The organism is Streptomyces sp. NPDC012474 (assembly GCF_042955185.1).
Taxonomy (GTDB): domain Bacteria; phylum Actinomycetota; class Actinomycetes; order Streptomycetales; family Streptomycetaceae; genus Streptomyces; species Streptomyces cahuitamycinicus.
The window spans coordinates 1-16850 of record NZ_JBIBEP010000015.1; the positions used below are offsets into that span (position 1 = coordinate 1).

The following is a 16850-nucleotide window of genomic DNA, read 5'->3' on the forward strand; positions in this document are numbered from 1 at the left end:
CGCCGAGTTGAGCGCCCGCCTCCTGGTAGGCCGTGTCGGAGAAGCGGGACGAGGCTCCCGCTCCCGGTTCGACCACCACGTCGTACCCGAGCGCGGCAAGTCTCCCCACGGTGGCCGGCGTCGCCGCCACCCTAGTCTCGCCCGCAGTGGACTCGGCCGGTATGCCGATCCGCTGGGGTTGCGGTTCCGCTGGGACCATCGTCTTCCTCTCTCGCAGTGGACATGGCTGCTGTGTGCCTGTTCGCTGCCCGGGGGCTTCATGAATCAGTGCCGCCACCTTCGAGGCGCTCCCGCCGAACGAGTGGTGGGCGATTGTGAATCTCGCCGGATCACGGTTCCGCCGGACGCTCTGTGTGGCTCAGGCGACATGCCGACCGTTGGCGCGCCTTTGCAAGACTTCTGCGGCGATGCCCTGGCTGTGGTCCCCGGACGGTGTCGCCGAATCGGCCTGTTGTCGGCAGGAGCTCGGCGGCGCGGGTTTGGGCCTGCGGGTGCGGGCCGGTAAGCCAGGCAGGGGTGGGGTCGCCGCAGAACGACATCGCCAGCAAATTAAGCCATGTTCATACTGCATTGCAAGATGGCGTCTCATATATTGATCCTAGTTGCAACCCCTCATACGGTTGGCACACTTCTTGAGAAGGTGGGAGCCTGTCGCCCTGACCGGTACCTTCCTCGTGTCGTGCGCCGGCCGCCGGAGCTAGGACGAGCCGCTCAGGTACTGCCCGCCCCGCGAAGGCCTGCGCGCCGGCACTCCCGCTGGCGAGTCAGACCCCGTTCTGAGGACTCGTCGCGGCGTCACGAACAAGTGCCGCACCGAAGACTTCGCCGTTCGGCCTTCGCCGACAGTCCTTCGCTTATGTTCGCGAGGAGTGCATCACCTTGACCACTACTGCCCCCTCAGGGGGTCTCCGGACCGTTCGCCTGGCGCGGCGACGAGCTGTCCAAGTCCTCTGCGTGGATCTACGTCCTCAGTGACGCCGAGCGCGCCGAGCTGGAGGGCCTGGGTCGGCGCTTCGTCGCCGAGGACCCCGACCTGCGCACCGTCACCGCTGCCGACTACCCGTTCGATGCCTGTCGTGCCCTCAACGAGGAGTGCGCGGCCCAGAGGGACGCCGGCCGGGGCTTCGTCCTGGTGCGTGGTCTGCGTACAGACGACTACGGCGACACCATGGCGGCGGCCATCTTCTTCATCATGGGCCTGCATCTCGGCCAGCCGATCGGGCAGAACCTCGTCGACTACTTCGGGCACTTCGGGGGTGATCCCTCAGAGAGGACGCCGCGCCGGATTGGGATGCCGAACTGCGGCTCCAACCGCCTTCGGCGGCTTCGAGGGGACACCGGGCGGGTCGTCGAAATGACGATTGCAGCAGCAGCGATGGCACACTGAGCGCCCAACGGGGCTCCCTTGCAGACAGCCGGATCTTGTTCGATCTTCTGTCCTGCCGGGAGCCCCGTTGCCATGTCAACCCTCAGTCCGCGGCGATCCATGAGGCCATGAGGCCGCCGTCGTCCTTCAGCGCTCCGTCGAGGTCCAGATCGAAGCGCACATGGCCGAAGTGGCCCGAGTACGCCCGTCCAGCCGACGGTGCCGTGACCACCGGCGCCAGCGGATCGCGTCCTACGCTGAGGCCGTTGCCGCCCGTGTAGTACGGCACCACACGGTCAATGGTCGCGCGTACCGATGCCAGGCCGGGCGTGGACAGCTCCACGCAGGCGCCGCCACCGGTGGTGGGACGATAAAGGACGTTCAGATCAAGGGTGCCGGCCGGCAGCGGGCCCAGTTCGAGGGTGTCGTACACCTCGCCGAAGTAGTTGAAGTCCAGCCGCGCCGAACCGTCGGCGATGTGCATGACGAACCCACCGAACGTCCCGCCGAAGGAGAAGATCACCCCCTCCTGGCCGGCGTAGTCAGTCAGTTTCGTCGACATCGTCCAGGCCGCACGCAGCAGGGAAGGGACGGACGATTCGGCGATCCGCTCGGCCCCCTGGTAGTAGACGAGCGTGGGCTGCGGATCGGGGCGCGCCGAGCGCTCGACGAAGCGGTCGTCAAGGGGCAGCACGCCGAACCGGTGCGCCTCGCGCCACCACGTGTCGACCATGTCCTTCAGGCGCTCGGGCTCCTGGGCAGCGAGGTCGTCGACCTCGGAGAAGTCTGCGTCGAGGTGGTAGAGCTCCCACTGGTCGTCGGCATACTTGACGCCGGTCTCGTGCAGGGTGACGGCCTTCCAGCCGTTCTTGTAGAGACCCCTGTGCCCGCCCATCTCGAAGTACTGGGTGCGCTCGGAGGCCGAGGTCTTGTCTTCGCCTGCGAGTGAGAACGGCACGCCGTGGAACGGAATCCGGTCATCATGCTCAGGGGCGCTGACGCCTGCGACCTCGAGCAGTGTCGGTGTGATGTCGATGGCATGCAGGAACGCGTCGTGCACCCGGCCGGCCTCGCCGGTGCGGCCCGGCCAGTGGACGACGAGCGGAGCGCGGACGCCGCCGCCGAAGGTGTAGTGCTTGTACAGCTTGCACGGCGTGTTGCCCGCCTGAGCCCATCCTGCCGGGTACAGCGGATAGGTGGTGGGCGAACCCAGCTCATCGATGCGCGCGACCGAGGTGTCGTCCACCGGCGGGAAGCCGTTCAGCGCGATCAGCTCGTTCCAGGTGCCGGACTCGCCGGCCTCCCCGGAAGCGCCGTTGTCAGACACGACCATGACGAGTGTGTTCTCGTCGGCGCCGAGCGCGGCCAGCCCGTCGAGGAACCGGCCGATCTGTGCGTCGGCGTGCTCGATGTAGCCGGCGTAGATCTCGGCGAAGCGCGCCATGAGCGGCTTCTGCTCCGCGGTGAGGTCCTCCCAGCGAGGCACGTCCGGGTTGGGCTCCGGCAGCTGGGTACCGGCAGGAACGACACCGGTGGCGAGCTGACGCTGGAAGACACGGTCCCGTTCGGCGTCCCAGCCCTCGTCGAACCGCCCGCGGTACTTGCTGCGATACGGCTCGGGTACCTGGTGCGGTCCGTGGCCGGCGCCGAACGCCAGGTACGTGAAGAAGGGGCGGTCCGGATCTCCTGAACGATGATCCTTCACCATTTGCAGCGCGGCGTCCGCCAGGTCCTCACTGAGGTGATAGTCCTCGTGCGGCGGGTCGATGTAGTGGTTGTCCCGCACCAGGTTGGGCCTGTACTGGTCGGTTTCGCCGCCCAGGAATCCGTAGAACCGGTCGAAGCCCTTGCGCAGGGGCCAGTGGTCGAAGGGACCCGACGGCTTCATCTCCTTCATCGGAGTGAGGTGCCATTTGCCTATCGCGTAGGTGCGGTAGCCGGCCTGCTGCAGGAGCGAGGGCAGCATCGGTGCACGGTGCGAGACGGATTCCCGCCCGTTCGGGAAGCCCGACGGGAAGCCGGCGAGCATGCCCATGCCGACCGAGTGATGGTTGCGTCCGCTGAGCAGGCACGCTCGGGTCGGCGAGCACAAGGGTGTGACGTGCAGGTTCGTGTACCGGGTCCCCTCGGCCGCGAGCCGGTCGATGGTCGGCGTCTCGATGGCACCTCCGAAACACCCGAACTGCGCGAACCCCACATCGTCGAGGACGATCACCGCGATGTTCGGGGCTTCTGGCCCCGGGTGAGCTACCGGCGCCTGCCAGGGCGTCGATTCCGCGACCGTTTCGCGGATGACGCCAGCAAAAGCCGGCTCGAACTTGTTGCCCATTCTTTGCCTCATTTCTCTGCCCGGAGAACCGCTGGCCACAGTGCGCGGTCGCGCGCGATGCCGGGCGAGTAGCAGCCGAGGCGGCGGCCCATCGTTTGCAGCCCAGCGCGTTCGGATGGCTCCGTGACGAGCGCCGCGATCTGGCGTTCTCTCGTAATGTGAGATGATGTCTCGCTTTGCGATATGTGGCGTCATGGTAGCGCAGACCACCCAGCCGACCAAGGGGGCGACGGAAGAGATTTCCATCTCGAAAAGCGCTGGTCGCTTGCGCTGCGAGTCAGAGGTGGGATGCATTCTCGCTGGTCGTCCGGTTGGTCCTGTCGGGGTGTCGACTGCCGTTTCCAGCCGCGGCTGGTCCCTGCGTTCCTGGCGCAGTACCCGCGGATGCCCGCGGTGGTGATCATCGAGCAGATCGGGTGGGAACAGTCGTTGTCGGTGCTGAAGTGACGGGGTGCGGGAGTCGCGGCCGGTCTATCTGCCGGTGGATCCGGTTTCCCGGGGCGGCGTATCACCCCCGGAGCAAAGGGGCGCATCGACGAGATGCTGCCGGGCCGGTGGTCGCCCGACAAGTCATGAGGTGCTCAGGGTCAGGAGGCCGTGCCCCCGTGCTTGTAAGTCAAGGCACCAGAGCCCAGCGGCGTCGCAGCACCGTTGGGGCGTGTTGTGCTGGCTGACCCCAGTCCGGCGCTCCCGCCGGCATCGGGGCAGGCTGCAAACACCCCGTGATGGCGTCGAAGCATGCGGGCGACTACTCCCACGTTTCGCATCGCGGAACGGTATATCGTATATTGCTGCAACTTGCTGTTGAGGGCCGCCTCCGCGCCGGCTTTCCAGCTGGTGGGCTGATTGCCTTGCCCACGACCGGACCACACCCTGAAGTGAGCTTCCGATGCGTCGTATTGCCATGTCCCTGGCCGTCATCACGATCGCCGGCCCGCTCGTCGGCTGCGGCGCGCTCCGCGCGACGGGGAGCAGCGGCGACGTAAGTCCGACCAAGGGCAACGACATCACAGTGGGGCTGCTGCTGCCGGAGAACACGAGCCCCCAGTACGAGACATTCCACTACCCCATCATCGAGGCGAAGGTCGAATCCCTCACCCGCGGCCAGGGCCGGGTCGAGTACGCCAACGCCGAGGCGGACGCGGGCAAGCAGTCCCGGCAGCTGCAGCACATGGTCGACGAACGGGTCGACGTGATCCTGCACCGCGCTGCTCATCGACGCCGTCCGCGGGGGAGGGCTCCGCTGATCCGCCGCCGCAGCCCACACCGGCCGACGTCGTCGCCGTCCTGCGGTCCGGGACGGTGAGCCGCTCGGTGCACGCGGCGGCCACGGCACTGGGTACTGATCTACAGGGACCCCTGGCCGCTGCCGTACTGCGCTACGGCGGCTCCCGCCTGCGCGCCTGGTCCACGGCCCTCACCTGGCTGGGACATCCGGTGCGGCAGGAGGGGCGTACGGCGTGGACGGTCGTGCCGGGCGAGGCGGTGCTGGCCCGCCTGCGGAACCGGCTGCGCCTCATGACGGGCGACGAGTCCGCTGACCATGACGTCGTCGCGGCAAGCGGCTCCCACCCCGACTCACCGGGCGGCCTGGCCCGGTCCTTCACCGAGGCCGAAAGGCTGCTCCGGTTGGCCCGGACCCAGCGCGTCTCGCTGCTCACCTTCGACCGCTGCGGAGTCGTCCAGGTACTCTTGCCCCTTCCGCCCGCGCGACTCGAGGCATACGGCGAGGCGCATCTCGGGCCGATCCGGCAGCGTCCGGAGCTGATGGCCACTCTGCGCGCCTGGCTGGCCGAGAGAGGCAGTCGGCAGAGCGTCTCCGAACAACTCCAGCTGCACCGCAACTCGATGGGCTACCGGGTGCGCCAGATCAAGAGCCTCCTCGGCTCGGACCCCCTGCTCCCGACCGCCTCGGCGGAACTGCACTTGGCGCTCACGGCCCTGGACCTGCTCGCTGCCGACGACCAGTGGCGGCTTGGCGACGACGAGCCGATGTCCGCCGGACGCTGACCCGGTCTGCGATGCGCGGCCGCCCGGCCCGGCGGCGCGCCTGCCCGTGTGCTCGCTCCCACACCCCCTCAGCGTGCGCTATGAGCCTTCCGAGCAGGGGAAACTCCGGCGAAACCAAGATGTAGCGCAGGAGCGTTGACAGCACCGGTCGGCGGAGGCAGAGTACCTCGCAATACGTTCCACCGCCTCGCAATGCGAGACGGGACAGAGTGAGGAGGCTGCACGGTGCGAGCCATGGTGCAGACCGATTTCGGCGGGCCCGAGGCCATGTTTCTGCAGGACATCCCGGAGCCGGTGTGCGGACCTGGCGACGTCGTCGTCGAGGTCGCGTACTGCGGACTCAACCGGCTGGACCTGCAGCAGCTCAGGGGGCCGGCCGTGATCCCCGGTTTCCGCCTTCCGCACGTGCCGGGCATGGACTTCACCGGAACGGTGGTGGCCACCGGATCCGCGGTCAGCTCGATCGTCTCCGGTGACCGGGTCATCGCCGATCCCACCCAGGGCTGCGGCTGTTGCCCATACTGCGCGGTGGGCGATCGTGCGTACTGTGTCAGCCCGCGCATCCTCGGCGCCAACGCCCCCGGCGCACTGGCGGAATATGTGCTTGTGTCCGCGGACTCGATCGTTCCACTCCCTGATTCCATGCCGCTCTCCGCGGCCGTCACCCTCCCCACTGCCTTCGCGACGGCTTGGTACGCGGTGCACACGGTCGGGTCGCTCGCCGCAGGTGAGACCCTTGTCGTGCACGGCGGTGCGAGTTCCGTCAGCCTGGCGGCCATCACGCTGGCCAAGCGGGCCGGGGCCTCGGTCGTCGCGTTCGCCAGCACCGACGCGAAGCTGGCCGCGGCCAACGCGGCCGGCGCGGACCTGGTCCTGCGCAACGGTGACCCGGACGCCGTCAAGACGATCACGGTCTTCACCGACGGCGTCGGCGCGGACCTGGTCCTGGACCACGTCGGTGCCGAAACCTGGCGCACCTCACTGGACTGCCTCGGCATCCGCGGGCGTCTGCTCCTGATGGGCAGCACCAGTGGTGACCAGGTGTCGTTCTCGCTCAGGGAGGTCTTCCACCGTGGCCTCAAACTGCTGGGTGTCGGCGGCTACACATCGGTCGACTTCGGCGCCGCCATGTCAGCCTGCTTCGCCGCCGGCCTGTACCTGCCTACCGCCGCCCGGTTCCCGCTCGAGGACATGGCCGAAGCCTGGGACGTGTTCGGCACCCGCGACACCATCGGGAAGGTCGTGATCGAGCCATGACCGACCTGCTGATCGTAGGTGGCGACGTCGTCACGATGGACTCCGCTCGGCGGGTCCTGACCGGTGCGACGGTCGCCGTATCCGGAGACAGCATCGCCGCGCTCGGCACGGCCGACGACCTTCGCGCCCGCTTCCCGGGGGCGCGGGAGATCAACGCGTCGGGCTGTGTGGTGATCCCGGGCCTGGTCGACGCCCACCAGCACACGACCGTCGACCCACTCGTGCGCAGCATGATCCCGGACCACATCAGTTCGCAGGAGTCGATATTCGACTGGATCGTCCCACTACATGCCCACGCAGACGGTGACGATGACGAGCTGTCCGCCACCGTCACGGCGGTCGACTGCCTGTCCCGCGGCATCACCACGGTGCTGGAGCCGGGCACGGTGGCCTACCCGGAACGAGTCGCCACGGGGTTGGGCGCCGCGGGTATCCGCGCCCGGGTCGGGGGCTGGGGCTGGGACGCCGAGGGCGTGCCGTTCAGTGCTCCCGCCGACGAGGTGCTCTCCAGGCAGGAGGACATCGTCCGGTCCTTGCCGGCCACGGGGCCGGTCACCGGGTGGGTCACGCTCGTCGGCCACGACCTGGCCAGCGACGAGCTCTTCGCCGGGGCGGCGAGCCTGGCCGAGCGGCTCGACACCGGACTGACCTGGCACGTCTCGCCGGGACCCGCCGACATCGAGGCGTACGCCCGGCGCTGCGCACGTCGGCCGGTGGTCCACTACCGCGAGTTGGGAGTCCTCGGCCCGCGCCTGCTGCTGGGGCACGCCGTGTGGCTCGACGACGCGGAGGTCGATGCGATCCTCGAGTCCGGTACAGCGGTCGCCGCCTGCCCGGGGGCCTACCTACGTCTCGCCCAGGGATACACCCGTGCTTCCCGCCACGCCGAACTTGTGCGGCGGGGCGGCCGGGTGGCACTGGGCTGCGACGCGCACAACGCCGGCGACGCCCCGGACGTCCTCCTGGCGGCCTACCTGTTCGTCGGCCTCGAACGGGACCATGATCTGCCCGACCCGATCCGCGCCGAGCAGGCTTTCGCCCTCGCGACGATCGACGGCGCCCGGGCGATCGGTCTCGGCGAACGGATCGGTTCCCTCGAGGTCGGCAAGGCCGCCGACATCGTCGTGCTCGACACTCACGACCCCGCCTGGACACCCCGGGGCGACCTCGCTCGCCAGCTCGTATGGGGCCACGTGTCGCGCACCGTCCGGGACGTGCTGGTCGACGGCCGCGTGGTCCTCCGTGACCGGCGACCGACCGGCGTCGACCTCGAGGCCGTCGCCGCGGCTGCCGCCGAGCGGTCCGCCGCCCTCTTGCGGCGAGCCGGTATCACTCCCCGACCGACCTGGCCCACCGAGCCAGCAGCCACTCAGTGAAGGAGACCGGCCGTTGAAGGTCATCCACATGTCTGGGGTTCCGCCGCCGGAGAGTCATGCCTGCTGCCGCAACCGGTGGTACCGCCGCAGATCGCGACTAGCAGAACGCTCGCCCCGGCGGTAGGGACCGATGTCACGCCGAACGGCTACGACATGCCAGTCATCGGCGAATCACCGCTGATCGCGGTTACGCCGGTGCTCAGCGGCAGCACCCCACCAAACCCAAGGCTGCTACCTGGCTCTACATGAATGTCCCGACCGTCGAGAGCGCCGAGCCCACCGAGGCGGTGGCCCGTGAGTACCCCAGCGGCGCCAGCGCGATGGACCTCGCCGACCGGCGACGGGTCCTCTCCCAGGCCGTGGACCCGCAGTCGGCTGGCCGATCGCCCGCCCACCCGGAGTGCCACGTGCACGAGACGATCAACACGGGTGCCCACACCCACCGAGCCCGTCTGCGTCACCGCCGACGCCTCCGTCACCACCCGGGCCGCATCGACCCCACCCGGTCCGAGCGGTCGGGCGGATGGGGTCCCCGCAGTTCCTGGCCGCGGATGAGGAGTCCCTCTTCCACCAGAACCGTGCCTCCCAGGCCGAAGTGAACCATCTCGGCTGACCTGCTCAACCGACCACCACTTCCCCCGATTCACCACCGCCCTGACGCAGCGGTGCCACCCAGTGAATGGAACAACGCTCATGACCACGAAAGGCACGCTGTGGCCTCGTCGGACTGCGGTCGGCCTCGCCCTCGCGGGAGCCCTCGCGCTGTCCGGCTGCGCCGGCAACGCGGCGACGGCGCCCAAGGCGGCGGAGAGCGGCGGCAGCGGTCCGGCGCTGAGGGAGCCCGATGTCAACGGCGACGGCAAGGTCGTCATCGGTGTCCTCAGCCCCGGCGACATCAACGACCACGGCTACTACCAGAGCTTCGTCGACTCGGCGGACGACTTCGCCAAGCAGAAGGGCTGGACGATCGTCAAGCGCGGCAGTGTGTCCACGACGGACGCGCTCAGCGCGGCGCGCGCGCTGTGCCAGCAGCACGTCGACCTCGTCGCGCTCGGCGCGACCGAGCTCAAGAGCGCCGTCCCGGCCTCCGAGGAACCGGTCTGCGCCAAGACCGCCTGGTACATGCCGGCGGCGGCGGGCGTCGTCACCCAGACCCCGCGAATCCTGCTGTCCACCGACGACCCCAACCAGAGCCTGCTCGCCGCCGGCTACGCCGCGGGCCTGAAGATGAAGGCCGCCGGCTACACCAAGGCCGGGTTCGTCACCGGCAACAAGGCATCCTTCAGCGTCCTCGCCGCCAAGGCCTTCCAGGCCGGGATCCGGGAGGTCGTCCCGAGGGCCACCGTGACGAGCACCTACACCGGCGATTTCAACGATTCGGCGAAGGCCAAGGAGGCCATGCAGGCACAGATCAGCCAGGGCACCAAGGTCATCTACCCCTACCTGGGCGGCGCGACCGACGCCGCGGCGCGGCTGGCGAACGCCAACGGCGTGGTGACCCTCACCCCGGGCACGGACCGGTGTGACTCGACCAACCCGAAGTTCGACATTGCAGTGATCTTCAACCCGGGTGACTACTTCCGCGCCGCTCTGGAGGAGTTCGCCAAGAACAACTTGAAGATGGGCACGACGCGCGTGTGGCAGCTCGGCGTCGACCCCTACCCGACGGTGAAGTTCTGCGACCCCGAGGGCGACAAGGCCAAGAAGCTGGCCGAGTTCATGAAGAAGATCGGTAACAAGGAGATCGACCCGATGGCCGAGGTCAAGCGCCTCGGCTGACCTACCGAGACCACGAGGAAGATCGGTTCACACCGACAACCTCAGCGGCTCAGGCTGGTCCAAGAGGGGCGGTGCCCGGCATCGACCTCGTGGCAATCGCAGCGGCTGCCGCCGAGCGGTCCGCCGCTCTCCCGCCCTCGTCGGAGCGTCGAAGCAGGCCCCACCCGGCCCGCGCGGCCCGGCGGACGGAGCCGGCTGGCCACCCAGTGAGGGAGAACACCCGTTGAACGTCATCGACACACCCGGGTTTGAGCCAGCGAAGAAGAAGGGCTTGCGGCCGCAACCAGTGGTACCGCCGCTACATGCCGGTCAACGGCGAACCGCCGCTGACCTCAGTTCATCTTGGCGGCGGCCCCTTCGCACCTCGGTGGCCCGCGAGTACGCTGGGCACCGCCGACCGGTGGCCTGTGCACTCCCACATCGTCGACACCCTGTCGTCGGCCGAAAGCCCCGCCCGCCTGCAGTGCCGCGTGCACGAGGTGATCGACCCGGGCGACCACATCACAAACCGCCGGCTTCTCGGGCGTACACATGCTCGCCCAAGTCGTCTGTGTCATCACCAGTGACTCGATCATGTCCGCCTCAGGTCGTGGAGGCGGTTCGAAGCGGTCGGGCGAATGGGGTTCCCCTGGTCCTTGGCCGGGATTGAGCAGCCCTTTCCACCAGAACCCTGCCTCCACGCAAAACCTGATGTGGCCGGCCGACCCGCTGAACCGGCGACCACTCTTCCTCATTCCACCTCCGCCTCCACACGGCGGTGCCATCCAGTGAACGGAACACGGACATGACTACTGCCAGCACCCTGCGGCGTCGTCGGGCCGCGGTCGGCCTCGCCCTCGCAGGAGCCCTCGCGCTCTCCGCCTGCGCCAGCAACTCGGCGACGGCACCCACGGCGACCGACCAGGCGGCCGACGGCAAGGGCCTGCCCCTGAAGGAGCCCGATGTCAACGGCGACGGCAAGGTCGTCATCGGTGTCCTCAGCCCCGGCGACATCAACGACCGCGGCTTTTACCAGAGCTTCGTCGACTCGGCGGAGGCCTTCGCCAAAAAGCAGGGCTGGACGGTCATCAAGCGCGGCAGCGTGGACGCGACCGACGGGCTCAGCGCGGCGCGCGCGCTGTGCCAGCAGCACGTCGACCTGATCGCGCTCGGCGGGACCGACCTCAAGGCCGCCATCCCGGCCTCCGAGGAACCGGTATGCGCCAAGACCGCCTGGTACGTACCGGCGGCGAAGGGCGTCGTCACCGAGTCCCCGAAGATTCTACTGTCCACCGACAACCCCAACCAGACCCAGCTCGCCGGCGGCTATGCCGCGGGCCTGAAGATGAAGGCCGCCGGCGTCACCACGGCCGGCTTCGTCACCGGCCCCAAGGCGGCTTTCAGCGTCGCCGGCGCCAGGGCCTTCACCGCCGGCATTCGCGAGGTCATCCCCAACGCCAAGGTGCTCGTCACCTACACCGGCGACTACAACGACTCGGCCAAGGCCAAGGAAGCCATGCAGGCGCAGATCAGCCAGGGCGCCAAACTGATCTACCCCAACCTGGGCGGCGCGACCGACGCCGCGACGAAACTGGCCAACGCCAACGGCGTGATGACCCTCACCCCCGGCACCGACCGCTGCTCCTCCACCGACCCGAAGTTCGACATCTCGGTGCTGTTCAGCCCCGGTTCCTACTTCCTCGCCGCGCTGGAGGAGTTCGCCAAGAACAACCTCAAGATGGGCACGACCCGCGTGTGGCAGATGGGCGTCGACCCCTATCCAGCGGTGAAGTTCTGCGACCCCAAGGGCGACGAGGCGAAGAAGCTGACCGAGTTCATGAAGAAGATCGGTAACAAGGAGATCGACGCAGACGCCGAAGTCAAGCGCCTCAGCTGACGTACCGATACCGACAAGGAAGATCAGCGATGACAGCGACGACCTCAGCGGTTCCGGTGCTTGAACTGCGAGGCATCACGAAGTCCTACGGTTCCGTCACAGCCTGCGACGGCGTGGACCTCATGGTCGACGCCGGCGAGATCCACGGACTCCTGGGTGAGAACGGGGCGGGCAAATCCAGTCTGATGAAGGTCCTGCTCGGGCTGGTCCGGCGAGACGCCGGCGCCGTCCTGGTGCGCGGCGAGCAGGTCGCGCTGGACAGTCCGCAGGAAGCGGCCGAGCTGGGCATCGGCATGGTGCACCAGCATTTCAGCCTCATCAGCAGGCTGACCGTGTGGGAGAACGTGGCACTCGGCGACACCGGCAAGGTGAACAAGCAGGCCATCTGCGCCGACATCGCCGACGTCTCCGCCCGGTATGGACTGCCGATCGACCCCGAAGCGCGTGTCGACGCCCTCTCGGCCGGCCAGCGGCAGCGCGTCGAGGTGATCAAGTGCCTGCGGCGTGACCCCCAGATCCTGATCCTGGACGAGCCGACCTCGGTGCTGACCCAGGCGGAGTCGGAGGAGTTGTTCGCCGTACTCCGCCGGGTGGTGCGGGAGGAGGGACGCGCTGTGATTCTGATCAGCCACAAGCTCGCCGAGATCGCCCAGGCCACGGACCGTGTGACGGTCCTGCGCAAGGGACGCGTCACCCACCGGACGGTCACCGCCGAGACCACCGCGGCGGAACTCGCCAGGCAGATGGTGGGCAGGGAGGTGTCGCTGGGCGAGGAGGCTGCCGCCCTCGGCATGCTGCCGGTGCGGACCACGAGCACCGGCAGCGAGACCCGGGCCCGGCAGCCGGCCGTCCTGCGTCTTGAGGGACTCACCGTCGAGGAAGGCGGGGTGAAGCGCCTCGACGGCGTGGATCTGACCGTGGGCGCGGGGGAGATCGTCGCCCTCTACGGCGTCGAGGGCAACGGCCAGGCGACGCTGGGCGATGTCCTGTCGGGTCTTGTCGTGCCGACCGCGGGGACCGTCGAGGTCGCCGGACAGAGCGTCGACGTGACCCGGCCCGGCGCGCTCACCAAGGCCGGTCTGGGCATCGTGCCGGAGGACCGGCACCAAAGCGGTGTCGTTCTCGACATGAGTATCGCCGAGAACCTGGCGATGAAGTCGCTGTCCGAGGTCAGTGGCCGCTTCCTGGTGCGGCGGGCCGCGATGCAGGCCGAGGCGCGCCGCCTCGCCGAGGAGTTCGACATCTTCACTCCCTCGCTGGACCTGCCCGTTCGCAGCCTCTCCGGCGGTAACCAACAGCGGGTCGTACTCGCCCGGGAACTGTCCGGTGACACCCGCGTCCTGGTGGCCGCGCAGCCCACTCACGGGCTGGACGTCGGTGCCATCGAGAGCATGTATTCCCGGCTGCGCAAGGCGGCCGCGGAAGGCGTCGGTGTGCTGCTCATATCCACCGAATTCGAGGAAGTCATGGCCCTTGCGACCTGGATGGCGGTGATCTCCTCCGGGCGGATCACAGGACTGCTCCCCGTCTCGGAGGCGACCCCCGAGCGGCTCGGCATGCTGGTCGGCGGTGAGGCCGCATGAGCGCAGCATCCCGGCCCGGCCCGGACGAGCTCGGCCGTCGTCTCCTCGCACAGCTCAGGCCAAGGCGCGGTGGCTGGATGACAACTGGCCTGACCGTCCTGCTCGTACTCCTCGCCGCCGGTGTGTCCGCGCTGCTGCTCGTACTGACCGGTCTCTCGCCGAGTGCCGCGCTGGACGCGATCTGGAAAGGAAGTCTGGCCAATGCCGACGGATGGACGACCACGCTGCTCAACGCGGCGCCTCTGCTGCTGGTCGCGGTGGGTATGTGTATCTGCACGACCACCGGCACGGTCAACATCGGCCAGGAGGGACAGGTACTCATCGGTGCTCTAGCCGGAGCCTGGGTCGGGCTGAGACTGGCCCTGCCCGGCCCGATGCTGGCCGTCGTGGTACTGATCGCCGCGGCCGTCGGCGGTGGCGTCTGGGCCGGTCTCAGCGCCCTGATGCACCGTTACCGCGGAGTCAACATCGCGGTCAGCACCCTGCTGATGTCGTTCGTCGCCGTCCAAGTCATCTCGTTCGCCGTCGGGACGCAGTGGCTGCTGCAGGAGACCGTGAGTGCCTCCGACATGGCTGACGCGCAGTCCAACCCCCTGCCGGCCAACGCCCAGCTCGCCACCTTCGGACAGTACCCGTCGCTGCAGCTGAACACCGGCCTGTTCCTCGCGCTCATCGCCGCGGCCGGAGTCTTCATCCTCCTCACCCGCAGCCGCTGGGGCTTCAAGGCGCGCATGGTCGGACTCAACCCGGTGACGGCCAAGCACGCCGGTGTCCGCGTGGGCGCGGTCGGCGGCCTCACCCTGGCGGTGTCCGGCGCCCTCGCGGGGCTGGCCGGCGGGCTGCTGGTGGCCAGCCCGATCGGCACCAACCGGCTGACGGCCGGAGTGTCGGACAACGTCGGCTGGGACGGTCTGCTCGTCGCGCTCGTCGCGCGCAACCGGCCCCTGGCCACGATCCCGGTGGCGTTCCTGTTCGGCGTGCTGCGCGCGGGCGGCAACTTCCTGTCCACCACCGGTGTGCCGTACTACCTCGTCGACATCGTCAAGGCGTTGCTCGTCCTCGCGTTCGTCGCGCCGCCCGTCCTCATCGACCTCTGGCGCCGCCGCCGCGGTGCCGCGCCGACCACGGCGCGCCCCGTGCCCGTTGTCCCGACCAAGGTGGAGTCAGCCTCATGAGCGTTCTCGAAGACACCGCGACCATTCTCTCCAGCGGTGTCCGGCTGACCGTGCCGCTGGCGTTCGCCGCCTGCGGTGAGTACCTGGCCGAGCGCGCCGGCACCATGAACATCTCCGTCGAGGCGATGATGCTGGGCGCCGCGTTCACCTCGGTCGCCACCGCCAGCGCGTCCGGCAGTGCCACCATCGGCCTCGTGGCCGGCGTCGTGGTCGGCCTGATCCTCGGCTTCGTACACGGCAACCTCTCCCACCGGGCACAGATCAACACCTTCGCGGTCGGTCTTGTGCTGAACGCGCTGTTGCTCGGGCTGACGAGCTACCTGATCACCGCGGAGCAGTTCGTCTCGCACCAGGTCGCAGTACTGTCGATCCCGCTGCTTCAGGACATCCCACTCATCGGCAAGCCGCTGTTCTCCCAGCGCTGGCCCGCCTTCCTCCTCTTCGCGCTGGTGCCGCTCACCTGGTGGCTGGTGGAGCGCAGTCGCTGGGGCCTGGAACTGCGGGCGGTCGGGGAGAACCCGCAGGCCGCAGACGTCACGGGCATCAAGGTGAACGTGCGGCGTCGGCAGGCCCTGCTGTGGTGCGGCGCACTGTCCGGTCTCGGTGGCGCGTACCTCGCGGTCGGCGAGGTCGGATCGTTCAACCAGGACATGACCGCAGGGCGAGGATTCATCGTCATCGCCGCGGTGATCTTCGGGGCGTGGCGGCTCGGCAGGGCCATGCTCGGCTGCCTGCTGTTTGGCCTGTCCGACGCGCTGCGGCTGGCTCTCCCGGCGCTCGGGATCACCCTCAACGCCGAACTGCTCGTCGCAGCCCCGTATCTGCTCGCGCTCCTCGCCATGGTGCTGTTCACCACCCAGCACCGGCAGCCCGCCGCGCTGTGCCGGCCCTTCCAGCGTGGGTCGACCTGAGCGCCAGGGATGCGGCAGGGACATCGGCGCCCACTGCCACAAGGGGTGGGTGTCCGCGGGCTCCCGATCGAGATCATGGCGATCGGTCGGGGAACGGCGAGCCGAGGAAGCAGGACCAGCCGCCGGGCATGCGGTCGGCCAGGTCGACAGTCCACCGCGCCTGGCGTCAGACACACCCGTCGGCCCGCGGCTCGCGGAGGTGGTCCGCGATCACAGCCGGACATGATCGAAACAGTGAGCCAGTCCCACGGATGGGCGGAAGCAGAAGGGATAGCGAAATGGCAGGATGTTGTGCTCCGGGCCGCGGGGGCCATCAGGGCCGGGCTGAGCGAGTACCGAAGGACGGCCGCGATATCGGTGCGCTGATCGCGTTGCCCGGTGGGATCTTCCGGATGGGCACCGACGACCGCGACGGGTTTCCCGAGGACAGCGAAGGCCCGGTGCGCGAGGTGACCGTGGCGCCGTTCGTCATCGACGCACATTGCGTGTCGAACGCGCGCTTCGCCGAGTTCGTCTCCGTGACCGGCTACCGCACGGATGCCGAGCGGTACGGGTGGAGTTACGTGTTCGCCAAGTTTCTGCCCGGCGAGCTCCGCAAGGTCTCACCACGCCCACAGCGGACACCCTGGTGGTGCGGGGTGGCAGGGGCCTACTGGGCAACCCCGGAGGGACCTGGCAGCGGTCTCGAAGGGCGCTGGGACCACCCCGTCGTGCACATTTCCTGGAACGACGCCACCGCGTTCTGTGCCTGGGCCGGATGCCGCCTGCCCACCGAAGACGAGTGGGAGTACGCCGCACGTGGCGGGCTCGACCAGGCACGCTACCCGTGGGGTGACGAGCTCACCCCCGACGGGCAGCATCGATGCAACATCTGGCAGGGCCGCTTCCCGGTGCACAACACCGCCGAGGACGGCTACACCGGAACCGCCCCGGTTGATGCCTACCAGCCGAACGGGTTCGGGCTGTACAACGTGGCCGGCAATGTGTGGGAATGGTGCGCCAACCAATTCGATCCGGCTCACACCAGCCGCGCGATGCGCGGCGGTTCCTACCTGTGCCACGCCTCGTACTGCAACCGGTACCGCGTCGCCGCGCGAACCGGGAACGACCCCGACAGTTCAAGCGGCAACGTCGGCTTCCGCGTCGCCGCGGATCTCTGACTCCCGCGGAGCGCCCGGGGATGGGCGG

At 68.7% G+C, this 16850-nt stretch carries 12 protein-coding genes and 1 pseudogene; 11 read left to right on the top strand and 2 right to left on the bottom strand.

Features of this window, described 5'->3' with window-relative positions; genetic code table 11:
• Positions 1-199: pseudogene (locus ACFY9S_RS28190) on the bottom strand (NAD(P)(+) transhydrogenase (Re/Si-specific) subunit alpha); the annotation flags it as partial.
• A gap of 969 nt (positions 200-1168) precedes the next feature.
• Between ACFY9S_RS28190 and ACFY9S_RS28195 the strand changes: the two are divergent.
• On the top strand, positions 1169-1387 hold the full coding sequence (locus ACFY9S_RS28195; RefSeq protein WP_391133390.1) for a hypothetical protein: 219 nt from the start codon (positions 1169-1171) through the stop codon (positions 1385-1387).
• Between the two features lie 82 nt (positions 1388-1469).
• On the opposite strand, the gene ACFY9S_RS28200 is transcribed toward ACFY9S_RS28195, so the two are convergent.
• Positions 1470-3941 carry a sulfatase-like hydrolase/transferase gene (locus ACFY9S_RS28200; RefSeq protein ID WP_391133393.1) on the bottom strand — a complete coding sequence of 824 codons (2472 nt, stop codon included), beginning with the start codon at positions 3939-3941 and terminating at the stop codon, positions 1470-1472.
• Between the two features lie 643 nt (positions 3942-4584).
• Between ACFY9S_RS28200 and ACFY9S_RS28205 the strand changes: the two genes are divergently transcribed.
• The 10 genes from ACFY9S_RS28205 to ACFY9S_RS28250 all read left to right on the top strand — a co-directional run bounded on the left by ACFY9S_RS28205 (position 4585) and on the right by ACFY9S_RS28250 (position 16822).
• Positions 4585-5001, top strand: a complete 417-nt coding sequence (locus tag ACFY9S_RS28205) for a hypothetical protein (protein WP_391133396.1) — start codon at positions 4585-4587, stop codon at positions 4999-5001.
• Positions 4998-5705, top strand: a complete 708-nt coding sequence (locus ACFY9S_RS28210) for a helix-turn-helix domain-containing protein (RefSeq protein WP_391133398.1) — start codon at positions 4998-5000, stop codon at positions 5703-5705. The genes ACFY9S_RS28205 and ACFY9S_RS28210 overlap by 4 nt, the downstream gene beginning before the upstream one ends.
• Before the next feature lie 234 nt (positions 5706-5939).
• Positions 5940-6962, top strand: a complete 1023-nt coding sequence (locus ACFY9S_RS28215) for an alcohol dehydrogenase catalytic domain-containing protein (RefSeq protein ID WP_391133401.1) — start codon at positions 5940-5942, stop codon at positions 6960-6962.
• On the top strand, positions 6959-8338 hold the full coding sequence (locus ACFY9S_RS28220; protein WP_391133404.1) for an amidohydrolase family protein: 1380 nt from the start codon (positions 6959-6961) through the stop codon (positions 8336-8338). The genes ACFY9S_RS28215 and ACFY9S_RS28220 overlap by 4 nt, the downstream gene beginning before the upstream one ends.
• A gap of 693 nt (positions 8339-9031) precedes the next feature.
• Positions 9032-10117, top strand: coding sequence for a BMP family ABC transporter substrate-binding protein (locus ACFY9S_RS28225; protein WP_391133407.1), 1086 nt, complete (start codon positions 9032-9034; stop codon positions 10115-10117).
• Between the two features lie 784 nt (positions 10118-10901).
• On the top strand, positions 10902-11993 hold the full coding sequence (locus ACFY9S_RS28230) for a BMP family ABC transporter substrate-binding protein (RefSeq protein WP_391133410.1): 1092 nt from the start codon (positions 10902-10904) through the stop codon (positions 11991-11993).
• A gap of 29 nt (positions 11994-12022) precedes the next feature.
• Positions 12023-13576, top strand: coding sequence for an ATP-binding cassette domain-containing protein (locus ACFY9S_RS28235; RefSeq protein ID WP_391133414.1), 1554 nt, complete (start codon positions 12023-12025; stop codon positions 13574-13576).
• Between the two features lie 77 nt (positions 13577-13653).
• Positions 13654-14751, top strand: coding sequence for an ABC transporter permease (locus tag ACFY9S_RS28240; protein ID WP_391133417.1), 1098 nt, complete (start codon positions 13654-13656; stop codon positions 14749-14751).
• Positions 14748-15662: an ABC transporter permease gene (locus ACFY9S_RS28245; protein WP_391133420.1), complete on the top strand. Its 915-nt coding sequence runs from the start codon at positions 14748-14750 to the stop codon at positions 15660-15662. The genes ACFY9S_RS28240 and ACFY9S_RS28245 overlap by 4 nt, the downstream gene beginning before the upstream one ends.
• A 251-nt stretch (positions 15663-15913) precedes the next feature.
• The gene (locus ACFY9S_RS28250; RefSeq protein ID WP_391133424.1) at positions 15914-16822 is read left to right on the top strand and encodes an SUMF1/EgtB/PvdO family nonheme iron enzyme; all 909 of its coding nucleotides are present in this window, start codon (positions 15914-15916) and stop codon (positions 16820-16822) included.
• Positions 16823-16850 lie beyond the last annotated feature (28 nt).